The organism is Jeongeupia wiesaeckerbachi, from assembly GCF_050916355.1.
Lineage (GTDB): Bacteria > Pseudomonadota > Gammaproteobacteria > Burkholderiales > Chitinibacteraceae > Jeongeupia > Jeongeupia wiesaeckerbachi.
Genome location: NZ_CP136946.1, coordinates 2,113,485 through 2,132,813, shown reverse-complemented (window position 1 = coordinate 2,132,813; position 19,329 = coordinate 2,113,485). Strand labels below are relative to the sequence as shown.

The following is a 19,329-nucleotide window of genomic DNA, read 5'->3' as shown; positions in this document are numbered from 1 at the left end:
GGGGTTTGCATGGGGAGTCTGGCGATGACCTACTTTCACACGGGAACCCGCACTATCATCGGCGCTGAGTCGTTTCACGGTCCTGTTCGGGATGGGAAGGCGTGGGACCAACTCGCTATGGTCGCCAGACGTAACTGGTGGAGTTACGACTGTATTAGTCATATCTCTGAATTCGATAGAAGAAGCAATGACTCGGGTTTGATATTTTACGAGCCTTGTCGCAACACACCCGAACCACGCGGTTCAGGTTATAGGATCAAGCCTCACGGGCAATTAGTATCGGTTAGCTTAACGCATTACTGCGCTTCCACACCCGACCTATCAACGTGGTGGTCTTCCACGACCCTTCAGGTGGCTCAAGGCCACAGGGAAATCTCATCTTGAGGCTAGTTTCGCGCTTAGATGCTTTCAGCGCTTATCTATTCCGCATTTAGCTACCCGGCGATACCACTGGCGTGATAACCGGTACACCAGAGATGCGTCCACTCCGGTCCTCTCGTACTAGGAGCAGCCCCCCTCAAATTTCCAACGCCCACTGCAGATAGGGACCAAACTGTCTCACGACGTTTTGAACCCAGCTCACGTACCACTTTAAATGGCGAACAGCCATACCCTTGGGACCGGCTACAGCCCCAGGATGTGATGAGCCGACATCGAGGTGCCAAACTCCGCCGTCGATGTGAACTCTTGGGCGGAATCAGCCTGTTATCCCCGGAGTACCTTTTATCCGTTGAGCGATGGCCCTTCCATACAGAACCACCGGATCACTATGTCCTGCTTTCGCACCTGCTCGACGTGTCAGTCTCGCAGTCAAGCTACCTTGTGCCATTACACTATCAGTACGATGTCCGACCGTACCTAGGTAACCTTCGAGCTCCTCCGTTACACTTTGGGAGGAGACCGCCCCAGTCAAACTGCCTACCATGCACGGTCCCCGATCCGGATAACGGACCAAGGTTAGAACCTCAAAGGGGTCAGGGTGGTATTTCAAGGACGGCTCCACTGAAACTAGCGTTCCAGCTTCAAAGCCTCCCACCTATCCTACACAAACCACTTCAAAGTCCAATGCAAAGCTACAGTAAAGGTTCACGGGGTCTTTCCGTCTAGCAGCGGGGAGATTGCATCTTCACAAACACTTCAACTTCGCTGAGTCTCAGGAGGAGACAGTGTGGCCATCGTTACGCCATTCGTGCGGGTCGGAACTTACCCGACAAGGAATTTCGCTACCTTAGGACCGTTATAGTTACGGCCGCCGTTTACCGGGGCTTCGATCAAGAGCTTGCACCCCATCAATTAACCTTCCGGCACCGGGCAGGCGTCACACCCTATACGTCCACTTTCGTGTTAGCAGAGTGCTGTGTTTTTGATAAACAGTCGCAGCCACCTTTTCACTGCAACCTCTTCAAGCTCCACGAGCAAGTCGCTTCACCCTACAGAGGCACACCTTCTCCCGAAGTTACGGTGTCAATTTGCCGAGTTCCTTCTCCTGAGTTCTCTCAAGCACCTTAGAATTCTCATCCTGCCCACCAGTGTCGGTTTGCGGTACGGTCAATTCTGAGCTGAAGCTTAGTGGCTTTTCCTGGAAGCATAGGATCAATCACTTCAGTGCCAATGGCACCTCGTCATCACGCCTCAGTGTTAACAGGGATCCGGATTTGCCTAAACCCCCCACCTACACGCTTAAACCACCTATTCCAACAGATGGCTGACCTACCTTTCTCCGTCCCCACATCGCACTCAGAATCGGTACAGGAATATTAACCTGTTTCCCATCGACTACGCTTTTCAGCCTCGCCTTAGGGGCCGACTCACCCTACGCCGATTAACGTTGCGTAGGAAACCTTGGGCTTTCGGTGAACGGGCTTTTCACCCGTTTTAACGCTACTCATGTCAGCATTCGCACTTCCGATACCTCCAGCAACCTTTACAAGTCACCTTCACAGGCTTACGGAACGCTCCCCTACCATATGTGCCTAAGCACATATCCGCGTCTTCGGTTATCAATTTGAGCCCCGTTACATCTTCCGCGCAGGACGACTCGACCAGTGAGCTATTACGCTTTCTTTAAATGATGGCTGCTTCTAAGCCAACATCCTGGCTGTCTATGCCTTCCCACCTCGTTTTCCACTTAATTGATCATTTGGGACCTTAGACGGCGGTCTGGGTTGTTTCCCTCTTGACACCGGACGTTAGCACCCGATGTCTGTCTCCCAAGCTCGCACTTAACGGTATTCAGAGTTTGCCATGGTTTGGTAAGTCGCGATGACCCCCTAGCCATAACAGTGCTTTACCCCCGTTAGTGATACTTGAGGCACTACCTAAATAGTTTTCGGGGAGAACCAGCTATTTCCAAGTTTGTTTAGCCTTTCACCCCTATCCACAGCTCATCCCCTAATTTTGCAACATTAGTGGGTTCGGACCTCCAGTGCGTGTTACCGCACCTTCATCCTGGCCATGGATAGATCACTTGGTTTCGGGTCTACGCCCAGCAACTAATCGCCCTATTCGGACTCGGTTTCCCTACGCCTCCCCTATTCGGTTAAGCTCGCTACTGAACGTAAGTCGCTGACCCATTATACAAAAGGTACGCAGTCACGGAACAAGTCCGCTCCCACTGTTTGTATGCATCCGGTTTCAGGATCTATTTCACTCCCCTCCCGGGGTTCTTTTCGCCTTTCCCTCACGGTACTGGTTCACTATCGGTCGATCACGAGTATTTAGCCTTGGAGGATGGTCCCCCCATGTTCAGACAGGATTTCTCGTGTCCCGCCCTACTTGTCGTACGCTTAGTACCACGATGGTCTTTTCGTATACGGGGCTATCACCCACTATTGCCGGCCTTTCCATGCCGTTCTACTAAGACTACCGCTATCACGTACAGGCTCTTCCCATTTCGCTCGCCACTACTTTGGGAATCTCGGTTGATTTCTTTTCCTCCGGCTACTTAGATGTTTCAGTTCGCCGGGTTCGCCTCACATGACCTATGTATTCAGTCATGGATACACCAAAAGGTGTGGGTTTCCCCATTCGGATATCTGCGGATCAAAGCTCGTTTGCCAGCTCCCCGCAGCTTTTCGCAGGCTGCCGCGTCCTTCATCGCCTGTGATCGCCAAGGCATCCACCAGATGCACTTAGTCGCTTGATCCTATAACCTCAAACACGTAGTTCAAGATTACAAGTTGTGTTTGCGACTTCGAATTCTCTCGAATTCAAAACTCGATGCAATCAAACCCATTCATTACTGAATAAATTTGAGTTTTGCTTCTTCTATCTTGTTAAAGAGCGATACAGAGAATAAATTCTCGTCCAACTGAAACAGTCAGAATTAAAACCACTGACAATCGCCAATGCCTTTAATACTGAGTCCTTCCAGACTAAACCACACAAAAGTAGTGGTGGAGGCAGACGGGATCGAACCGACGACCCCCTGCTTGCAAAGCAGGTGCTCTCCCAACTGAGCTATGCCCCCATCGGATCAAACTGTTTGTCCATCCGCAAAGCAAATGGTGGGTCAAGCTGGAATCGAACCAGCGACCCCCGCCTTATCAAGACGGTGCTCTAACCGACTGAGCTACTGACCCAGTTCTCCGTATCTCTAACGTACAGCCGATGAGTGTGAATGCTTAATGAGGCATTATCTTTAAAGGAGGTGATCCAGCCGCAGGTTCCCCTACGGCTACCTTGTTACGACTTCACCCCAGTCATGAATCCTACCGTGGTAACCGGGCTCCCGAAGGTTACCCTAGCTACTTCTGGTAAAACCCACTCCCATGGTGTGACGGGCGGTGTGTACAAGGCCCGGGAACGTATTCACCGCGACATGCTGATCCGCGATTACTAGCGATTCCGACTTCACGCAGTCGAGTTGCAGACTGCGATCCGGACTACGATTGGTTTTATGGGATTGGCTCCACCTCGCGGCTTCGCGACCCTCTGTTACCAACCATTGTATGACGTGTGAAGCCCTGGTCATAAGGGCCATGAGGACTTGACGTCATCCCCACCTTCCTCCGGTTTGTCACCGGCAGTCCCATTAAAGTGCTCAACTGAATGGTAGCAACTAATGGCAAGGGTTGCGCTCGTTGCGGGACTTAACCCAACATCTCACGACACGAGCTGACGACAGCCATGCAGCACCTGTGTTCTAGCTCCTTACGGCACTCCCAAATCTCTTCGGGATTCTAGACATGTCAAGACCAGGTAAGGTTTTTCGCGTTGCATCGAATTAATCCACATCATCCACCGCTTGTGCGGGCCCCCGTCAATTCCTTTGAGTTTTAACCTTGCGGCCGTACTCCCCAGGCGGTCTACTTCCCGCGTTAGCTGCGTTACTAAGCTCCGAAAAGCCCAACAACTAGTAGACATCGTTTAGGGCGTGGACTACCAGGGTATCTAATCCTGTTTGCTCCCCACGCTTTCGTCCATGAGTGTCAGTATCAGCCCAGGGGGTTGCCTTCGCCATCGGTGTTCCTCCGCATCTCTACGCATTTCACTGCTACACGCGGAATTCCACCCCCCTCTGCCGTACTCTAGCGAGCCAGTCAGCAATGCAGTTCCCAGGTTGAGCCCGGGGCTTTCACATCGCTCTTAACAAGCCACCTGCGGACGCTTTACGCCCAGTAATTCCGATTAACGCTTGGACCCTACGTATTACCGCGGCTGCTGGCACGTAGTTAGCCGGTCCTTATTCTTCAGGTACTGTCATCCCCGACCCGTATTAGGGGCCAGGATTTCCTCCCTGACAAAAGGGCTTTACAACCCGAAGGCCTTCTTCACCCACGCGGCATTGCTGGATCAGGCTTTCGCCCATTGTCCAAGATTCCCCACTGCTGCCTCCCGTAGGAGTCTGGGCCGTGTCTCAGTCCCAGTGTGGCGGGTCGTCCTCTCAGACCCGCTACTGATCGTTGCCTTGGTAGGCCTTTACCCTACCAACTAGCTAATCAGCCATCGGCCGCTCCAATAACGTGAGGTCTTGCGATCCCCCACTTTCCCCCTCAGGGCGTATGCGGTATTAGCTTGCCTTTCGGCAGGTTATCCCCCATTACTGGGCACGTTCCGATGTATTACTCACCCGTTCGCCACTAACTTGCGGAGCAAGCCCCGCAAATCCGTTCGACTTGCATGTGTAAAGCATGCCGCCAGCGTTCAATCTGAGCCAGGATCAAACTCTTTCGTTTAATCACTGAATAATTGCGCACTTGCGTTAACTCAAAGAATTCGCCCAAGCACCGAAGCGCTCAAGCCAGTTCTATTTCATTAAGTGCAAGTACTTGATGCACTCATCAAGCACTCACACTCATCGGCTGTAATTTGTTAAAGATCGCTTGCTTCTGAACACTTCGCTCGGTAAACTCAGCGGGTTTCGCTTCGTTTCTTTCGCTGCGTCATCAGCAGAGAACGCAACTTTAAGCACTTCCCCTCCCCCCGTCAACACCCCGACCGAAAGAATTTCACGCCGAACCGATAAACCGTTGATCGGACAGCGAAATTTATTCAGACCCAAACCCAACATCCCCGCCACACCGCCGCCAGCACCGCTGCAAAGCTGACAAACCCATGCCATGCGCATGAAATCCGTCAGTTTTGGCCCCGCTCACCGCGCCCTGCCCCGCCCAAAACCGTTCAAACCGCCCCCGCCAGCCCGTCCAGCACCGTCCGTCCCGGGTTCACCGCGCCCAAAAGCACAACGGGCGGCCTGACGGCCGCCCGTTGTTACACCACACATATATATATACCGTTTCATCGACGCCGGAAGCCGCCGCCATGGAAGCCCCCGAAGCCACCACCACTAAAGCGTGGTTGTTCGCGGGCGCCGGCGCCCCAGCTACCGCTGTTGCCAACATTGCCGCGCTGGAAGTTGTCGGCCCGCTGGTCGCCCACATTGCGCGCCTGGAACTGGCTGTCGAGCGACTGGTGGTTCTCGCGGAAGTTCTGCCCGGCCTGTTGGCCTTGCGGCGACTGTTTCCAGTCTTTGGCGCGTTGCGCGGCTTGCTGCCCTTGTGGCGAATTGGCGAAGTCCTTGGCGTTCTGCACGCGCTGCTGCCCTTGCGGGCTGTTGGCGTAGTTCTGTGCCCGGCTCTTCACATTGTCGGCGGCCTGCTGCTTGTCGATGTTGGACCAGTTGCCGTTGCCTTGATACTTCTGCCACTGGCCACTGTCGTTGCGCTTGTAGACCTGACCGTCGCGGCCGGCATACAGATCGCCGCTGCCTTGCTTGTTGGCAAACCGGGTCTGGCCGATCTGGCCGGTGCGAACGGTGTTGTTCGGTCCGGTGATGACCGAATTGTGGCCCCAGCGGTTGTAGTTGTTGGTGATGTTGATATTGACGTCGTTGCCACCATGCCAGCAGCAGCCACCGCCGCCCCAGTACCACGGCGACATCCATGCGCCCATGGCGAAGCCCCAGGCGAAACCGCTCGCCGTACCCCAGGCAAAGCCGACGCCGAAACCGTAGGTATAGGGCGGCGGATACCAGACCGTGCCGACATAGGTCGGGTAGACATAACCGGTGCCGTACACGACAACGCCGTCACTCGACACCACCGTGCCGTAGTAACCCGGCGTGTAGCCGACGTAGACAACAGTCGGCGTCGCGCTGTAGACGCGCACATAGGTCACGTAGTGCACCGGCGAGCTAACCGGAATCGTATAGATCACCGCCGGCACACTGGCCGCGACATTCCATGGGCCGGCCGCCGACGTGGCAACGAACCAGACGCCGTTCTGCACCAGATAATAACTTTGCGCATCAACGCGGATGATCGGCGTCGCGGTGTTGTAGGCATATTGCAGCGACGTGCCGTCGACCGGCTTCCACTGCGGTGCGCCGCCGTCGTAGCTGACCGGATCGGGCTTGACGCTGCGCTTGACCTGGGCGGTCTGCGGCACGCTGTTGGCAATGCGCGCTTCGCTGGCCTGCGCCGTGCCCGGTACCGAGACCAGCACGCCGGCCATCGGGTGATTCGCCGGGATACGGGCGAAATCCGCCGGCAGCTTGTCGCCCGGCACGTATTGCCACGGGCCGTCGATCTTGCTGGCCGTGAACCAGCGGCCAGAGATCAGTACATACAGTTGCTGGCTGCCGACCTGCACGAAGACATCGTTGGACGAATTCGACATATACAGCAGCTGCGTATCCGGAATCGGCGCGTACTGCGGGTCGCCCTTGCTCTGCAGCAGCTCGGTCGGCTTGGTGGCGACATAGATCGCCGGCACGACGTTCGGATCGAATGCCGACTCGCCATTGGCGCTCTTGCCCGACATCGGATCGATCTTGTTGGCCTTGAGCAGCGATTCGCGCAGCGGATTCAATTCATCCGTCGGCGGATGACTCGCCACCTGCCACGGGCCGGTCACCGACTTGGCCTGATACCAGCGCTCCACCGCCCACATGTAGTAGTTGCCGCTGGCCTCGTCGAGCACGAGCAGCGCACTGGTATTGACCACTCGCATCAGCTTGCCGCCTGCGCTGCGCAGCGCGGGTTCACCATCGATCATCACCAGCATCGCCGGACGATTGCTGTAGATGATGGCCGGCGGGTCGTTCTTCACCGGCTGGCCGGCTTGTGCGGCTTCGGCCTGATTGATCTGCAGATCGGCCTGCAGCGCATCGTAGGGCACGGTCCAGCCCTGCTTCGGCAAGGCGGTGCTCAGTGTCGACAGATAGCGGCTTTCGTCCTTGCTCGCTGTCGGGAAATTGGTTTTGGTGATCTTGTACTGGCTCAGCGTCACGACACGCTGATCCTTGGCGATGTCGGCGCGGGCGCTGAACCAGATCACGCCGAAGGTATCGCCCTGCTTGCTCGAGACCCGCACCGCCGAACGCCCTGTCAACACATTGCCGTTCAGTGCGTCGAGTTGCGGCTGGTAGACATAGATCTGCTCGCCTTGCTGGCCGTTGACCAGCCTGGGCCAGCCGATCGCCTGCGAGCCGGCACTGAGCATTTCAGTCTGCGTGGCAGCGGGAGCAGGCGACGGAGCGGTGGCACTCCAGCCCAAGGCCGGAACGCTGAGCCAGAGTAAGGCCAACAGTGATTTGGTAAGCGTCTTGCGATGCATATGGATCCCCTTTGTCCAGCGATGCCAACGCACCGCCTTGTGATCACCGTGACGGTTGGACCGCCCGGGAATCCACATAGTTTAATGTTTGTTCGTTGCCAAATTCACCTTTCCTTGAGCAAGTGCCCCATCCGCAGCCGCTTGGTCGCCAGGTAATGGTGGTTTTCCGGATTCGGATCGACCGCGTGCGGTTCACGCTGCAGCACCGGCAGGCCGGCGGCTTCTAGCGCAGCGATCTTCTTCGGGTTGTTGCTCATCAGTCGGACCGAGGTGATGCCGAGATCGCGCAACATCGCCACTGCCGCTTCGTACGAGCGCGCATCGACCGGCAGACCGAGCGCGAGGTTGGCATCGACGGTATCGAGGCCACTGTCCTGCAGCTCGTAGGCGCGAATCTTGTGCGCCAGCCCGATGCCGCGTCCCTCCTGACCGCGCAGATAGAGCAGCACACCGCGGCCCTCACGGGCGATGCGTTCGAGCGCCTTGTTCAGTTGCTCGCCGCAATCGCATCGCAGCGAGCCGAACACGTCGCCGGTCAGGCATTCCGAATGCAGCCGAACCAGCGTCGCATCGCCGGTCGGATCGCCCATCACCACCGCCAGATGCTCGACGTCGTCGAGGCCGGAACGGTAGGCATGCGCCATGAAAATGCCATGCGGCGTAGGCAGGCGGGCGACGCCGGCTTTCTCGACGGCGGCTTGGATCAGTGGGGCATTGGACATGGGAATCGGCGAAGAAGTGAATCCCCTGCACATGGGGGCGCCGCCCCGAATTGCAATCGTGTCAGCGTGCTGCTGGCGCGGATGCGGTTTTGCAGTAGCGGGCGTAATCGGCGTCAACCTGCGACTGGCGCGCCTTCAACTTGTCGACATCGTACGGCCGGTTGAAGCCGGCCAGGCGACGGTGGATCAGCGCCGACTCCTTGCCCAGATTGCTGCAGCGCTGCGCTTCAAGCTGCGCCAGCCTGGCCGGATCGGGTTTGTAATACGCCGGTGCCGCCGTCGGTTCGGGGGCGGCGAAGCACGTCAGCGGCAACAGCAAGGTGCCGCGAACCATCCATCGCGTACCGAATCGGGTGTTTATACGAGCCATACGGTTTCCTGGGCGGCGCATGCGGAGATGCGCTCGGCGAAAAGGGAGTCGACCGGGGATTGATCGACCGGCCATGAATGATCGCCAAGCCGGGCCACCGGCACCAGCCCGATCAGGCTGTTGCACAGCCAGACGCGTTCGGCCCGCCGCAGCCGCTGCAGCGAAATCCGCGCTTCGCCGGCTTGCCAGCCCACGGCGGTCGCCGCCTCGAAGGCAACGTCACGCATCACGCCGGCGACGCCGCCGCCATCAAGGCGTGGCGTCAGCAGCGCGCCCCGCTCCAGCAGCAGCACATTGCTCATCGTGCCTTCGACGACATCGCCATCACGGTCGAGCAACAGGCCGTCGAACACCACCGAATCGGACCACTCGCTGCGCGCCAGTACGTTCTCGAGCCGGTTCAGGTGCTTGATCCCGGCCAGCCGTGGCTGCCAGCTGGCGCGTGTCTCGCAGACCCGGACCGTGATACCGGCGCGACGATCGATCGTCGGTGCCGGTGACGCGATCTGGGTGATCCGGTGCGGCGTGCAATCGGCTGGCACCGCGTAACCGCGCGGCGACTCGCCGCGGGTCAGCACCAGCTTGATCGTCGCCGATGCCGTGGCGTGCACGCGCAGATCGGCAAGCCAGGCCTCCGGCGACGGCGCGACAATCCCGAGCGCCGCGGCATCGTGCGCCAGCTTGGCCATATGGCGTTGCCAGAACGGGATGCCGCCGTCGCGGATGTACAAGGTGCGAAAAACGCCGTCGCCGAACTGGATGCTGCGATCGGCCAGCGGCAACGATTCGGCCGGCACGCCGTCGACCAGGCGGATCACCCGGCGACCCCGAGCGCACGCAGCAAGCCGCGCGCCTTGTGGCGGGTTTCCTCCAACTCGCGTTCCGGCACCGAGTCGGCGACGATGCCGGCACCGGCGCGGAAATACAGCTGCGGGCCGGTCTGCAAAAAGCTGCGGATCAGGATGTTCAGGTCCATCCGGCCATCGATGCCGATGTAACCGAGGCTGCCGGTGTAGACACCACGCTCGCGGTCTTCCAGTTCGCGAATGATCTGCATGCAGCGCACTTTCGGACAGCCGGTGATCGTGCCGCCCGGGAACAGCGCGCGCAGGATCTGCCGGGCCGTGGTGCCTAGACGCAGGCGGGCGCGGATGTTCGATTCGATATGGTGGACATAGGTGTAGCTGGCCACGGCCATCAGTTCGTCGACCTCGACGCTGCCGGGAATGGCAATGCGGCCGAGGTCGTTGCGTTCGAGGTCGACCAGCATGATGTGCTCGGCGCGCTCTTTCACCGTCGCCAGCAGCGCGCGCTTCAGCGCCGCGTCCTCCTCCGGATCGACCGAGCGCCGGTGCGTGCCGGCAATCGGCCGGGTATCGACGACACCGCCCTGCACCCGCACCAGCCGTTCGGGCGACGAACTGACGATGTGCGACTCGCCCAGATCGAACAACGCCGAGAACGGCGCCGGATTGGCGGCGCGCAAGGCGGCATACAGATCGTGTGCATCGCCCTGCGCCAGCGTTACATCCCAGCCGCGCGACAGGTTGACCTGAAAGACGTCGCCTTCGACGATGTAGCGCTTACACGCGGCGACACCATCGACAAAAGCCTGCGGTTCGTCCTCGGACACCGTGGCGACGACCAGCGGTCTGGGCTGCCACGCCGGCGCCTGCGAGACGAGTTCGGCCAGTTCGGCCAGTTGCGCAGCGGTTTCGGCAACCAAAAGGCCGCCTTGCGTGGCGCGGTCGACAAGAATCGCGGCCGGGCAACGGATCAGCGCGGCAACCGGTGTGCCCGGCGCACGCGCCGGCACGGTCGCTTCGAACGCGCCCAGCAGCTCGTAACCAGCGTAAACGGCCCAGCCGCCGGCAAACGGCAAATCGCTGGTCTCGCCAGCGTGCACCGGCAAGGTGTCGAGATCGGCGAGGAAGGCATGCGGATCGTGATAGACGCGCCGCTCCTGCGGCAACGCCATCAGGATGTCCCAGCCGCTGTCGCCGGACGACTGCAGCAGCACCGGACACCGGGTCGGAAATGCCGCGGCCAGCGCCGGCAGATCGGGAATAAGGGTCAAAGCTTGAACTTGCATGTGACGATTGTACCAAGCCCGTCAAGCCGATCCCGCGATTTGGAATCATGCAAATGACGATTGTTTTCATGTGTGTTTCAGCCCAAGCCGCCGCCTCACGGCCATCCGTCATGGCCAGCCTGTGCCGCAATGGCTCGCGACGGCACGCGGCTTGGACGCGATCGAGGCCGGGGCGATGCCGCGTCTCGATTCGGCCGACGGCTTCCGCCAGTACGGCCGGATCAACACCGAGACCGGGCACCCGACGAGCGGGACTGCAACGCATGAAAAAAGGCTGCCGAAGCAGCCTTTTTTCCTGGTACGCGCAGCGCATCAAGCGAGGTGCTTGAACACCAGCGTGCCGTTGGTACCGCCAAAGCCGAAGCTGTTCGAGATCGCCACGCGGATTTTCATCTCGCGCGCGCCGTCGGCCACGTAGTCCAGATCGCAACCGCCTTCGATATCCTGTTCGAAGATATTCGCAGTCGGCGGCGAGATCTGGTTGTGCAGCGCCAGCACCGAGTACACCGCCTCGACACCACCGGCGCCACCGAGCAGGTGACCGGTCATCGACTTGGTCGAATTGACGACGAGCTTCTTGGCGTGATCGCCGAAAGCCAGCTTCAGCGCCGCGGTTTCGTTGGCGTCGCCGAGCGGCGTCGACGTACCGTGCGCGTTGACGTAATCGACTTCGTCGGCATTGATGCCGGCGTCGCGCAATGCATTGGCAACGCCGCGTGCCGGGCCTTCCGAACTCGGCGCGGTAATGTGGTGCGCGTCCGAGCTCATGCCGAAACCGGCGAACTCGGCATAGATTCTCGCGCCGCGCTTGACCGCGTGTTCGTACTCCTCGAGCACCAGCACGCCAGCGCCTTCACCCATGACAAAGCCGTCGCGGCCCTTGTCCCACGGCCGCGACGAGGTCGCCGGGTCGTCATTGCGGGTCGAAAGCGCCTTCATCGCGGCAAAGCCGCCGATGCCGAGGCCGGTAATCGTCGCTTCGGAACCGCCGGCGACCATCACGTCGGCATCGCCGTACTGGATCATCCGCGCCGCATCACCGATGCAGTGCGCACCGGTCGTGCATGCCGACACGATGCCGTAGCTCGGCCCCTGGTAACCCTTGTAAATGGTCACGTGGCCGGCAATCAGGTTGACAAGCGAACCGGGAATAAAGAAAGGGCCGATCTTGCGCGGGCCACCGGCGAGCAGCGTGCCGCCCATTTCCTCGATCAGCGGCAGGCCGCCGATACCGGAACCGATGTTGACACCGACACGGGTCTTGTCGAGGTCGGCCACGTCATCGAGGCCTGCGTCGGCAATCGCCTGGAACGCGGCCGCAATGCCGAAGTGGATGAAGGTATCCATCCGGCGCGCATCTTTGGCCGAGATGTATTGGCTGATGTCGAAGTCTTTGACCTCGCCAGCGATCTGGCAAGCGTAGTCGCTCGCGTCAAAGCGGGTGATCCTGCCGATGCCGGACTGCCCTTTGAGCAGGGTGGCCCAGCCGGTGGCAACATCGTTGCCGACGGGGGACACATGGCCGAGGCCAGTAATCACTACTCTGCGTTTGGACACATTACTCTCCGATTGAAACGCCGAATGGAATAAGACCCCTGCCAGACACGAAAATGCCCGCCAGAGGTCTTGGATGCAGCGAAATTACTTGCCCAGGTTCGCCGAAACGTAGTCGATCGCTTGCTGGACGGTGGTGATCTTTTCGGCGTCTTCGTCCGGAATTTCGCACTCGAATTCTTCTTCGAGGGCCATCACGAGTTCAACGGTGTCGAGGGAGTCGGCGCCGAGGTCATTCACGAAGGAGGACTCGTTCTTGACGTCGGTTTCCGGCACGCCAAGTTGTTCGGCAACGATCTTCTTCACGCGCTGTTCGATGTTTTCCATGGATAAAACTCCAAGCCTTTCAAGGGATAAAAAAAGCGGTCGCATTGTACCAAAAAAAGCCGCCGCGCCAATGCGGGCCAACTGATGTTGGTTAAATGCACGTTAATTCATATACATGCCGCCGTTGACGTGCAAGGTCTGGCCGGTCACGTAACTGGCGCGGTCGCTGGCAAGAAAGCCGACCGCGTCTGCGATCTCGCGCGGCGCGCCGAGGCGGCCGAGCGTGATGTTTTCAAGCAGTTTGGCCTTGTGTTCATCAGCCAAACCGCGGGTCATGTCGGTGTCGATAAAGCCGGGCGCCACCGCGTTGACGGTAATACCGCGCGAGCCGATTTCCTTGGCCAGCGATTTGGTAAAACCGAACAGTGCCGCCTTGGCTGCCGCGTAGTTGGTCTGACCGGCATTGCCAGTCGCGCCGACCACCGAGGCAATGTTGATGATACGCCCCCAGCGGGCTTTCATCATGCCGCGGATCACCGCCTTGGAGAGCTTGTACACCGGCTTGAGGTTGGTGTCCATAATTGCGTCCCAGTCTTCGTCCTTCAGCCGCATCAGCAGGTTATCGCGGGTGATGCCAGCATTATTGACGAGGATGTGGATTGCGCCGAACTCCTTTTCGATCGTATCGACGATCGCTTCGCAAGCGCCATCGGCGGTCACTTCCAGCGCCAGGCCGCGGCCCTTGCCGCCGGCGGCAGCGATATAGCCACTGATGGCGTCTGCGCCGGTGGCGCTGGTCGCGGTACCGATGACGGTCGCGCCTTGGGCCAGCAGGTCGAGAACGATAGCCTGGCCGATACCGCGCGATGCGCCGGTTACCAGCGCGACTTTACCTTCGAGACTCATTGCAGCTTCCTTTAATTGCGTGCGGGCCACGCCGCACGGATCAACGTGAAATGCGCCGCGTGCGGCACACTAGCTCAATCGGGTTTCAGCAATGCCTTCAGTGCATCGAACGCGGCGACATCGCCGAGCGCCGTATGCTGTGCACCATCGGCGATCCGCTTGTTCAGCCCGCTGAGCACCTTGCCCGGACCGCATTCGGCGAAGACGGTGGCACCACCGTCGGCGGCCACTTTCTGCACCGACTCGACCCAGCGCACCGGCTGGTACAACTGGCGCACCAGCGCGTCACGAATCTGCGCCGGGTCGGTATACGCGGCGACGTCGGCATTGTGGATCACCGGGAACTCCGGCGCGGCAACGTGGACCTGCGCCAGCGCGACGGCAAGCCGCTCGGCCGCCGGCTTCATCAGCGCGCAGTGCGAAGGCACCGACACCGGCAGCGGCAGCGCGCGCTTGGCGCCCTTGTCCTTGCACAGCGCCATGGCGCGCTCGACCGCTGCCTTGCTGCCGGCAATGACGACCTGACCCGGCGAGTTGAAATTGACCGCTTCGACCACCTCCCCCTGCGCCGCTTCGAGGCAGGCGGCGACGATCACGTCATCCGGCAGGCCGAGGATCGCCGCCATCGCGCCCTCGCCTTCGGGAACGGCGGACTGCATCGCCTCGGCGCGCAGGCGGACCAGCTTGACTGCATCGGCGAATGCGATGCTGCCGGCCGCGGCCAGCGCGCTGTATTCACCCAGCGAATGCCCTGCCGCAATGGCCGGGGCAGCGCCACCGGCGGCGCGCCAGGCGCGGAAAATCGCGACGCTGGCGGTCAGCATCAGCGGTTGGGTGTTGACGGTGGCGTTGATCACCGCAGCGTCGGCGCCATCGGCACACATCGCCCACAGATCCTGACCGAGCACGCCGCTGGCTTCTTCAAAGGTCTGGCGCACCGACGCGTCGTCGGCGAAACCGTTCATCATGCCCAGCGATTGCGAACCCTGGCCTGGAAAGACGAAAGCCAATGCCATCTTCTTAGCTCCTTGTGGTCGCCCGGCTCGGCCGGACGGCAAATCAAACAGTTATTTGGTTATCCAACAGTCAAACGGCGCATCGCTGCGCCGTTTGCATCAGTATTTGAACAGTACCGATCCCCAGGCAAAACCACCGCCGATGCCTTCCAGCAGCACCGTCTGGCCCCGCTTGATCCGGCCGCTGCGTACGCCTTCGTCCAGCGCCAGCGGAATCGAGGCCGCCGAGGTGTTGCCGTGCTTGTCGACGGTGACGATGACCTTGTCCATGCTCAGGTGCAGGTGCTTGGCGGTCGATTCGATGATGCGCAGATTGGCCTGGTGCGGCACCAGCCAGTCGACATCGGCCTGATCGATGCCGGCGGCCGCCAGCGTTTCCTTGGCGACATCGGCCAGCGCACGGACGGCAAACTTGAACACCGCGCCACCATCCATATAGATCCACGGCGAACCTTCAATCTGGCCCTGCTTCAGGTAACCCGGGGTCTTCAGGATGTCGCGATAGCGGCCGTCGGCGTGCAGTTTCGACGCCAGGATGCCCGGCTCGTCCGACGCCTTGAGCACCACGGCGCCGGCGCCATCACCGAACAGCACACAGGTGGTCCGGTCTTCCCAGTTGAGCAGATTGGAGAGCTTTTCGGCACCGATGACGACAGCACAACGCGCCGCGCCCGACTTGATCATCGCGTCGGCAACGGATAGCGCGTAGACGAAACCGGCACAGACGGCCTGCACATCGAACGCCGGGAAGCCATGCAGGCCGAGCTTGTCCTGCACCGTGCACGCGGTCGACGGGAACACATGGTCCGGCGTCGTCGTCGCGACGATGATCAGGTCGACCTCGCTACGCTCGGTGCCTGCGGCATCAAGCGCACGCTCGACCGCCTTGAGCGCCATATCGGACGTCATTTCACCATCGGCAGCCAGATGACGCTGGCGAATCCCGGTGCGGGTGGCGATCCACTCGTCGCTGGTATCGACGCGCTGAGCCAGCGCCTCGTTGGTCAGAATGTGTTCAGGCAGGTAGGAGCCGGTTCCGGCGATGCGCGCGTACATGAATGCTTCCTGCGTATGGGTTTATTGATCCGCCGCCGCAGCCGGGTGGGCAGCGAGGTCGGCAAGTTGTTGCTGCACCTGTTCGGCGATGCGCTGGGTCACACCCGCACGCGCCTCATCGGCAGCCTGCTTCAGCGCCCAGTAAAACGCCATCCGGTCGGCGCCGCCATGACTTTTGACAACGATGCCCTTGAGGCCGACCAGCGACGCGCCGTTGAAGCGACGCGGATCGACACGCTTCTTGAAGCGCGCCAGCACCGGCCATGCCAGCATCGCCAGCGCCCTGGTGAACAGATTGCGGGTGAATTCCTCGCGCAGGAAACGCTCCATCATCTTGGCGATGCCTTCGGAGGTTTTCAGCGCGACGTTGCCGGTAAAACCGTCGGTCACAATGACATCGACCGCGCCCGAGTACAGGTCGTTCCCTTCGACGTTGCCGACGAAGTTCATCCGGCTCGCGCGCAGCAGCTCGGCGGTCTGTTTGATCGTATCGGTGCCCTTGATGTCTTCGGAACCGATATTGAGCAGACCGACCGTCGGCGCATCCTTGCCCTTGACCGCCGCGACCAGTGACGAGCCCATGACCGCGAACTGCACCAGTTGCAGCGGCGTGCAATCGACGTTGGCACCAAGGTCGAGGACGCAGGTTTCCGAGCCCTTGATCGAGGGCATCATCTTGGCGATCGCCGGACGCTCGATCCCGTCGATGGTCTTCAGCACGAAACGCGCCGTCGCCATCAGCGCCCCGGTGTTGCCGGCCGACACACAGGCGTGCGCCTCGCCGGATTTGACGAGGTTGATCGCCACGCGCATCGACGAGTCTTTCTTGTTCTTCATCGCCGATTGCGGCGACTCGTCCATCGTCACGACTTCGCTGGCGGCATGGACGCGCAGACGCGGACCCAACTGCGCTTTATGCGCCTTGAGTTCGGCGTCGATCGCATCGGGCAAGCCGACGAGGACGACATTGACGTGGGGGTATTGTTCGAGGAAATGCAGGACGGCCGGCACGGTGACGTGAGTCCCGTGGTCGCCGCCCATCGCATCGACAGCGACAGTAATGTCCATAGCAGACAAGGCAGAATCCAGAATGGCGAACGGCGCAAGCGAGATGGCTCGCTTGCGCCGTTATCATAACCGATTGGTTATAAATGCGTTTTTGCGCAGGACTTATTCGCCCTTGGCCTTGATCACGCGACGGCCTTTGTAGAAACCGTTCGGCGAGATGTGGTGCGGGCGGTGCACTTCACCGGTTTGCGCGTCGACCGACAGCGCCGGAGCGGTCAGGAAATCGTGCGCACGATGCATGCCGCGCTTGGACGGGGACTTCTTATTCTGTTGAACGGCCATGATAAAACTCCTTGAAAACCAGAAAAAACTACTGTTTCAGTTACTCCGCTTTCCTGGTTTTCATTTGAGCCAGGACAGCAAACGGATTCGGCTTGGTACTACGTTGCAGCGGTTCATCGCCGGGCGCTGCGCATTGCACATGCAGCGGCGCGTACGGCAGAGCCAGCAGCACTTCTTCTTCGATCAGCGCCGGTACATCAAGCGCGGGATCGATCAGCACCGTTTCGAGCGTTTCGTCGAGTTCCGCGGCCTCGTCGGCCTGCTCCTCGGTCGGAAACTGCGTCAGTACGGTACCCACATCGAGTGACCACGCCATCGGCGCAAGGCAACGCTGGCATACGAGCTGCAACTCGCCCGATACCTTCAGGCGTAGACGCGGGCGTTCGAAGCGGTCGACCGATCCAGCCAGCGACCAGCGGATTTCACCGCCATTACTTGCCAGCTGATCACTCAGCCGCAACATCGCCGCAACCGGGATCACCCCGTCGAGCACGCCACCCTCGCGGGCAAATTCGGCGCTGTGAATGACCGTCATACCCATGAGCCAACGAACCAGAAACCGCGCATGATATAATTTCCCGCCTACCGATGTCAAAACCTTTCCGCCCGGCGCGACGGATTTCCAATGCAAAAACAAAAGCTTCGCTCGCCAGCCCTCGTGCTGGCCTCCACCTCGCGCTATCGGCGCGAACTGCTCGAACGCCTGCATCTGCCGTTCGACACCGCCAGCCCCGACGTCGACGAGACGCCGCTGGCCGATGAAACCGCGGCGCAAACCAGCCTGCGCCTGGCCATCGCCAAGGCCGTCGCGCTGGCGTCGCGTTTCCCTGATGCCTTGCTGATCGGCTCGGATCAGGTCGCACTGCTCGACGGCGTCCAGCTCGGCAAGCCCGGCACCCACGAACGCGCCGTCGCGCAACTGAAAGCCATGCGCGGCCGGACCATCGAGTTCCACACCGCGGTGGCACTGCACAACGCCGCCAGCGGCCGCACCCAGACACACACCGACGTCACCCGCGTGACCATGCGCGATGCCGACGACGCAACGATCGAACGCTATCTATTGAAAGAGCAGCCCTACGATTGCGCCGGCAGTGCCAAAACCGAAGGTCTCGGCATTGCGCTGATCGCAGCGATCGAGTCGACCGATCCGGCGGCCATCATCGGCCTGCCGCTGATCGCGCTGATCGACATGCTGGCTGAAGAAGGCGTCGCCATCCTATGAGCAAGGGCATCCTCTACCTGATTCCGGTACCACTGGCCGACGACACGCTCGCCAGCGTGTTGCCGGCCGAGGCGCTGGGCATCGCCCGTACGCTGACGCACTTCGTCGTCGAAGCGCCGAAGACCGCCCGCGCCCATCTCAAGCTGTTCGGCACGCCGCACGAGCTGCGCAGCCTCGATTTGCGCGAGCTGAACGAACACACCAAGGACGGCGAACTCGCCGACCTGCTCGCACCGCTGCTGGCCGGCCACGATGTCGGGCTGATGTCCGAAGCCGGTTGCCCCGGCGTCGCCGACCCCGGCGCACGACTGGTGCGGCTGGCGCACGCACGCGGCATTCGCGTCGCACCACTGGTCGGCCCGTCGTCGATCCTGCTGGCGCTGATGGCGTCGGGCGCCAACGGCCAGAAGTTCCGTTTCAACGGCTACCTGCCAGCCAATGATGGCGAGCGGCTCGCGGCGATTCGGGCCTTCGAGGCCAGCTCGCGCAAGGAGAAACAGGCCGAGCTGTTCATCGAAACGCCGTACCGCAACGACGCGCTGTTCGCGGCGCTGCTGCAGCATTGCAGCCCTACAACGCACCTCACCGTCGCCCGCGAGCTGACCGGCAGCGAAGAGTGGGTCAAAAGCCAGACCGTCGCCGACTGGCGCCGCGCGGGGAAGCCCGAGCTGCACAAGCGGCCGACCGTCTTCGTCCTCAGCGCAGACTAAGGC

Annotated in this window: 16 protein-coding genes, 2 tRNA genes and 3 rRNA genes; 2 read left to right on the top strand and 19 right to left on the bottom strand. The window is 60.5% G+C overall.

Features of this window, described 5'->3' with window-relative positions:
- Positions 1-16: 16 nt before the first annotated feature.
- The 19 genes from rrf to R0382_RS10350 all read right to left on the bottom strand — a co-directional run bounded on the left by rrf (position 17) and on the right by R0382_RS10350 (position 18,022).
- Positions 17-129 (bottom strand): 5S ribosomal RNA (gene rrf / locus R0382_RS10440).
- A 123-nt stretch (positions 130-252) separates the two neighbouring features.
- A 23S ribosomal RNA gene (locus R0382_RS10435) occupies positions 253-3,145 on the bottom strand.
- A gap of 248 nt (positions 3,146-3,393) precedes the next feature.
- A tRNA-Ala gene (locus R0382_RS10430) sits at positions 3,394-3,469 on the bottom strand.
- Between the two features lie 35 nt (positions 3,470-3,504).
- Positions 3,505-3,581 (bottom strand) — tRNA-Ile (locus tag R0382_RS10425).
- Between the two features lie 61 nt (positions 3,582-3,642).
- Positions 3,643-5,177, bottom strand: a 16S ribosomal RNA gene (locus R0382_RS10420).
- Together the 16S, 23S and 5S rRNA genes with 2 tRNA genes alongside form the textbook arrangement of a ribosomal RNA operon.
- 119 nt (positions 5,178-5,296) lie before the next feature.
- Positions 5,297-5,563 (bottom strand): hypothetical protein, encoded by a 267-nt coding sequence (locus tag R0382_RS10415; protein ID WP_432719526.1) that lies wholly within the window; start codon positions 5,561-5,563, stop codon positions 5,297-5,299.
- A 176-nt stretch (positions 5,564-5,739) separates the two neighbouring features.
- Entirely contained in the window at positions 5,740-7,944 is a 2,205-nt protein-coding gene (locus tag R0382_RS10410; RefSeq protein ID WP_432719525.1) for a hypothetical protein, read from the bottom strand.
- Positions 7,945-8,162: 218 nt separating this feature from the next.
- A complete protein-coding gene (gene ribA / locus R0382_RS10405) occupies positions 8,163-8,780 on the bottom strand; it encodes a GTP cyclohydrolase II (RefSeq protein ID WP_432719524.1) in 618 nt (205 codons plus the stop codon).
- Positions 8,781-8,841: 61 nt separating this feature from the next.
- Complete coding sequence (locus tag R0382_RS10400) at positions 8,842-9,150, bottom strand: hypothetical protein (protein WP_432719523.1); 309 nt, start codon at positions 9,148-9,150, stop codon at positions 8,842-8,844.
- Positions 9,138-9,968, bottom strand: a complete 831-nt coding sequence (gene pabC, locus R0382_RS10395) for an aminodeoxychorismate lyase (RefSeq protein WP_432719522.1) — start codon at positions 9,966-9,968, stop codon at positions 9,138-9,140. The genes R0382_RS10400 and pabC overlap by 13 nt, the downstream gene beginning before the upstream one ends.
- Complete coding sequence (locus R0382_RS10390) at positions 9,965-11,242, bottom strand: aminodeoxychorismate synthase component I (RefSeq protein ID WP_432719521.1); 1,278 nt, start codon at positions 11,240-11,242, stop codon at positions 9,965-9,967. The genes pabC and R0382_RS10390 overlap by 4 nt, the downstream gene beginning before the upstream one ends.
- A gap of 312 nt (positions 11,243-11,554) precedes the next feature.
- Positions 11,555-12,799: a beta-ketoacyl-ACP synthase II gene (gene fabF, locus R0382_RS10385; RefSeq protein ID WP_432719520.1), complete on the bottom strand. Its 1,245-nt coding sequence runs from the start codon at positions 12,797-12,799 to the stop codon at positions 11,555-11,557.
- An 84-nt stretch (positions 12,800-12,883) separates the two neighbouring features.
- Positions 12,884-13,123 carry an acyl carrier protein gene (acpP, locus tag R0382_RS10380; protein WP_070528160.1) on the bottom strand — a complete coding sequence of 80 codons (240 nt, stop codon included), beginning with the start codon at positions 13,121-13,123 and terminating at the stop codon, positions 12,884-12,886.
- 102 nt (positions 13,124-13,225) lie between these two features.
- The gene (gene fabG / locus R0382_RS10375) at positions 13,226-13,969 is read right to left on the bottom strand and encodes a 3-oxoacyl-ACP reductase FabG (protein WP_432719519.1); all 744 of its coding nucleotides are present in this window, start codon (positions 13,967-13,969) and stop codon (positions 13,226-13,228) included.
- 74 nt (positions 13,970-14,043) lie between these two features.
- A complete protein-coding gene (gene fabD, locus R0382_RS10370; RefSeq protein ID WP_432719518.1) occupies positions 14,044-14,985 on the bottom strand; it encodes an ACP S-malonyltransferase in 942 nt (313 codons plus the stop codon).
- 99 nt (positions 14,986-15,084) lie between these two features.
- On the bottom strand, positions 15,085-16,041 hold the full coding sequence (locus tag R0382_RS10365) for a beta-ketoacyl-ACP synthase III (protein ID WP_432719517.1): 957 nt from the start codon (positions 16,039-16,041) through the stop codon (positions 15,085-15,087).
- Between the two features lie 21 nt (positions 16,042-16,062).
- Positions 16,063-17,109, bottom strand: coding sequence for a phosphate acyltransferase PlsX (plsX, locus tag R0382_RS10360; protein ID WP_432719516.1), 1,047 nt, complete (start codon positions 17,107-17,109; stop codon positions 16,063-16,065).
- A gap of 102 nt (positions 17,110-17,211) precedes the next feature.
- Complete coding sequence (gene rpmF / locus R0382_RS10355) at positions 17,212-17,391, bottom strand: 50S ribosomal protein L32 (protein WP_070528171.1); 180 nt, start codon at positions 17,389-17,391, stop codon at positions 17,212-17,214.
- Positions 17,392-17,431: 40 nt separating this feature from the next.
- Positions 17,432-18,022 (bottom strand): YceD family protein, encoded by a 591-nt coding sequence (locus R0382_RS10350; protein ID WP_432719515.1) that lies wholly within the window; start codon positions 18,020-18,022, stop codon positions 17,432-17,434.
- Here R0382_RS10350 and R0382_RS10345 point away from each other — a divergent pair.
- On the top strand, positions 18,017-18,616 hold the full coding sequence (locus tag R0382_RS10345) for a Maf family nucleotide pyrophosphatase (RefSeq protein ID WP_432719514.1): 600 nt from the start codon (positions 18,017-18,019) through the stop codon (positions 18,614-18,616). The genes R0382_RS10350 and R0382_RS10345 overlap by 6 nt on opposite strands.
- Positions 18,613-19,326 carry an SAM-dependent methyltransferase gene (locus tag R0382_RS10340; RefSeq protein ID WP_432719513.1) on the top strand — a complete coding sequence of 238 codons (714 nt, stop codon included), beginning with the start codon at positions 18,613-18,615 and terminating at the stop codon, positions 19,324-19,326. The genes R0382_RS10345 and R0382_RS10340 overlap by 4 nt, the downstream gene beginning before the upstream one ends.
- Positions 19,327-19,329 lie beyond the last annotated feature (3 nt).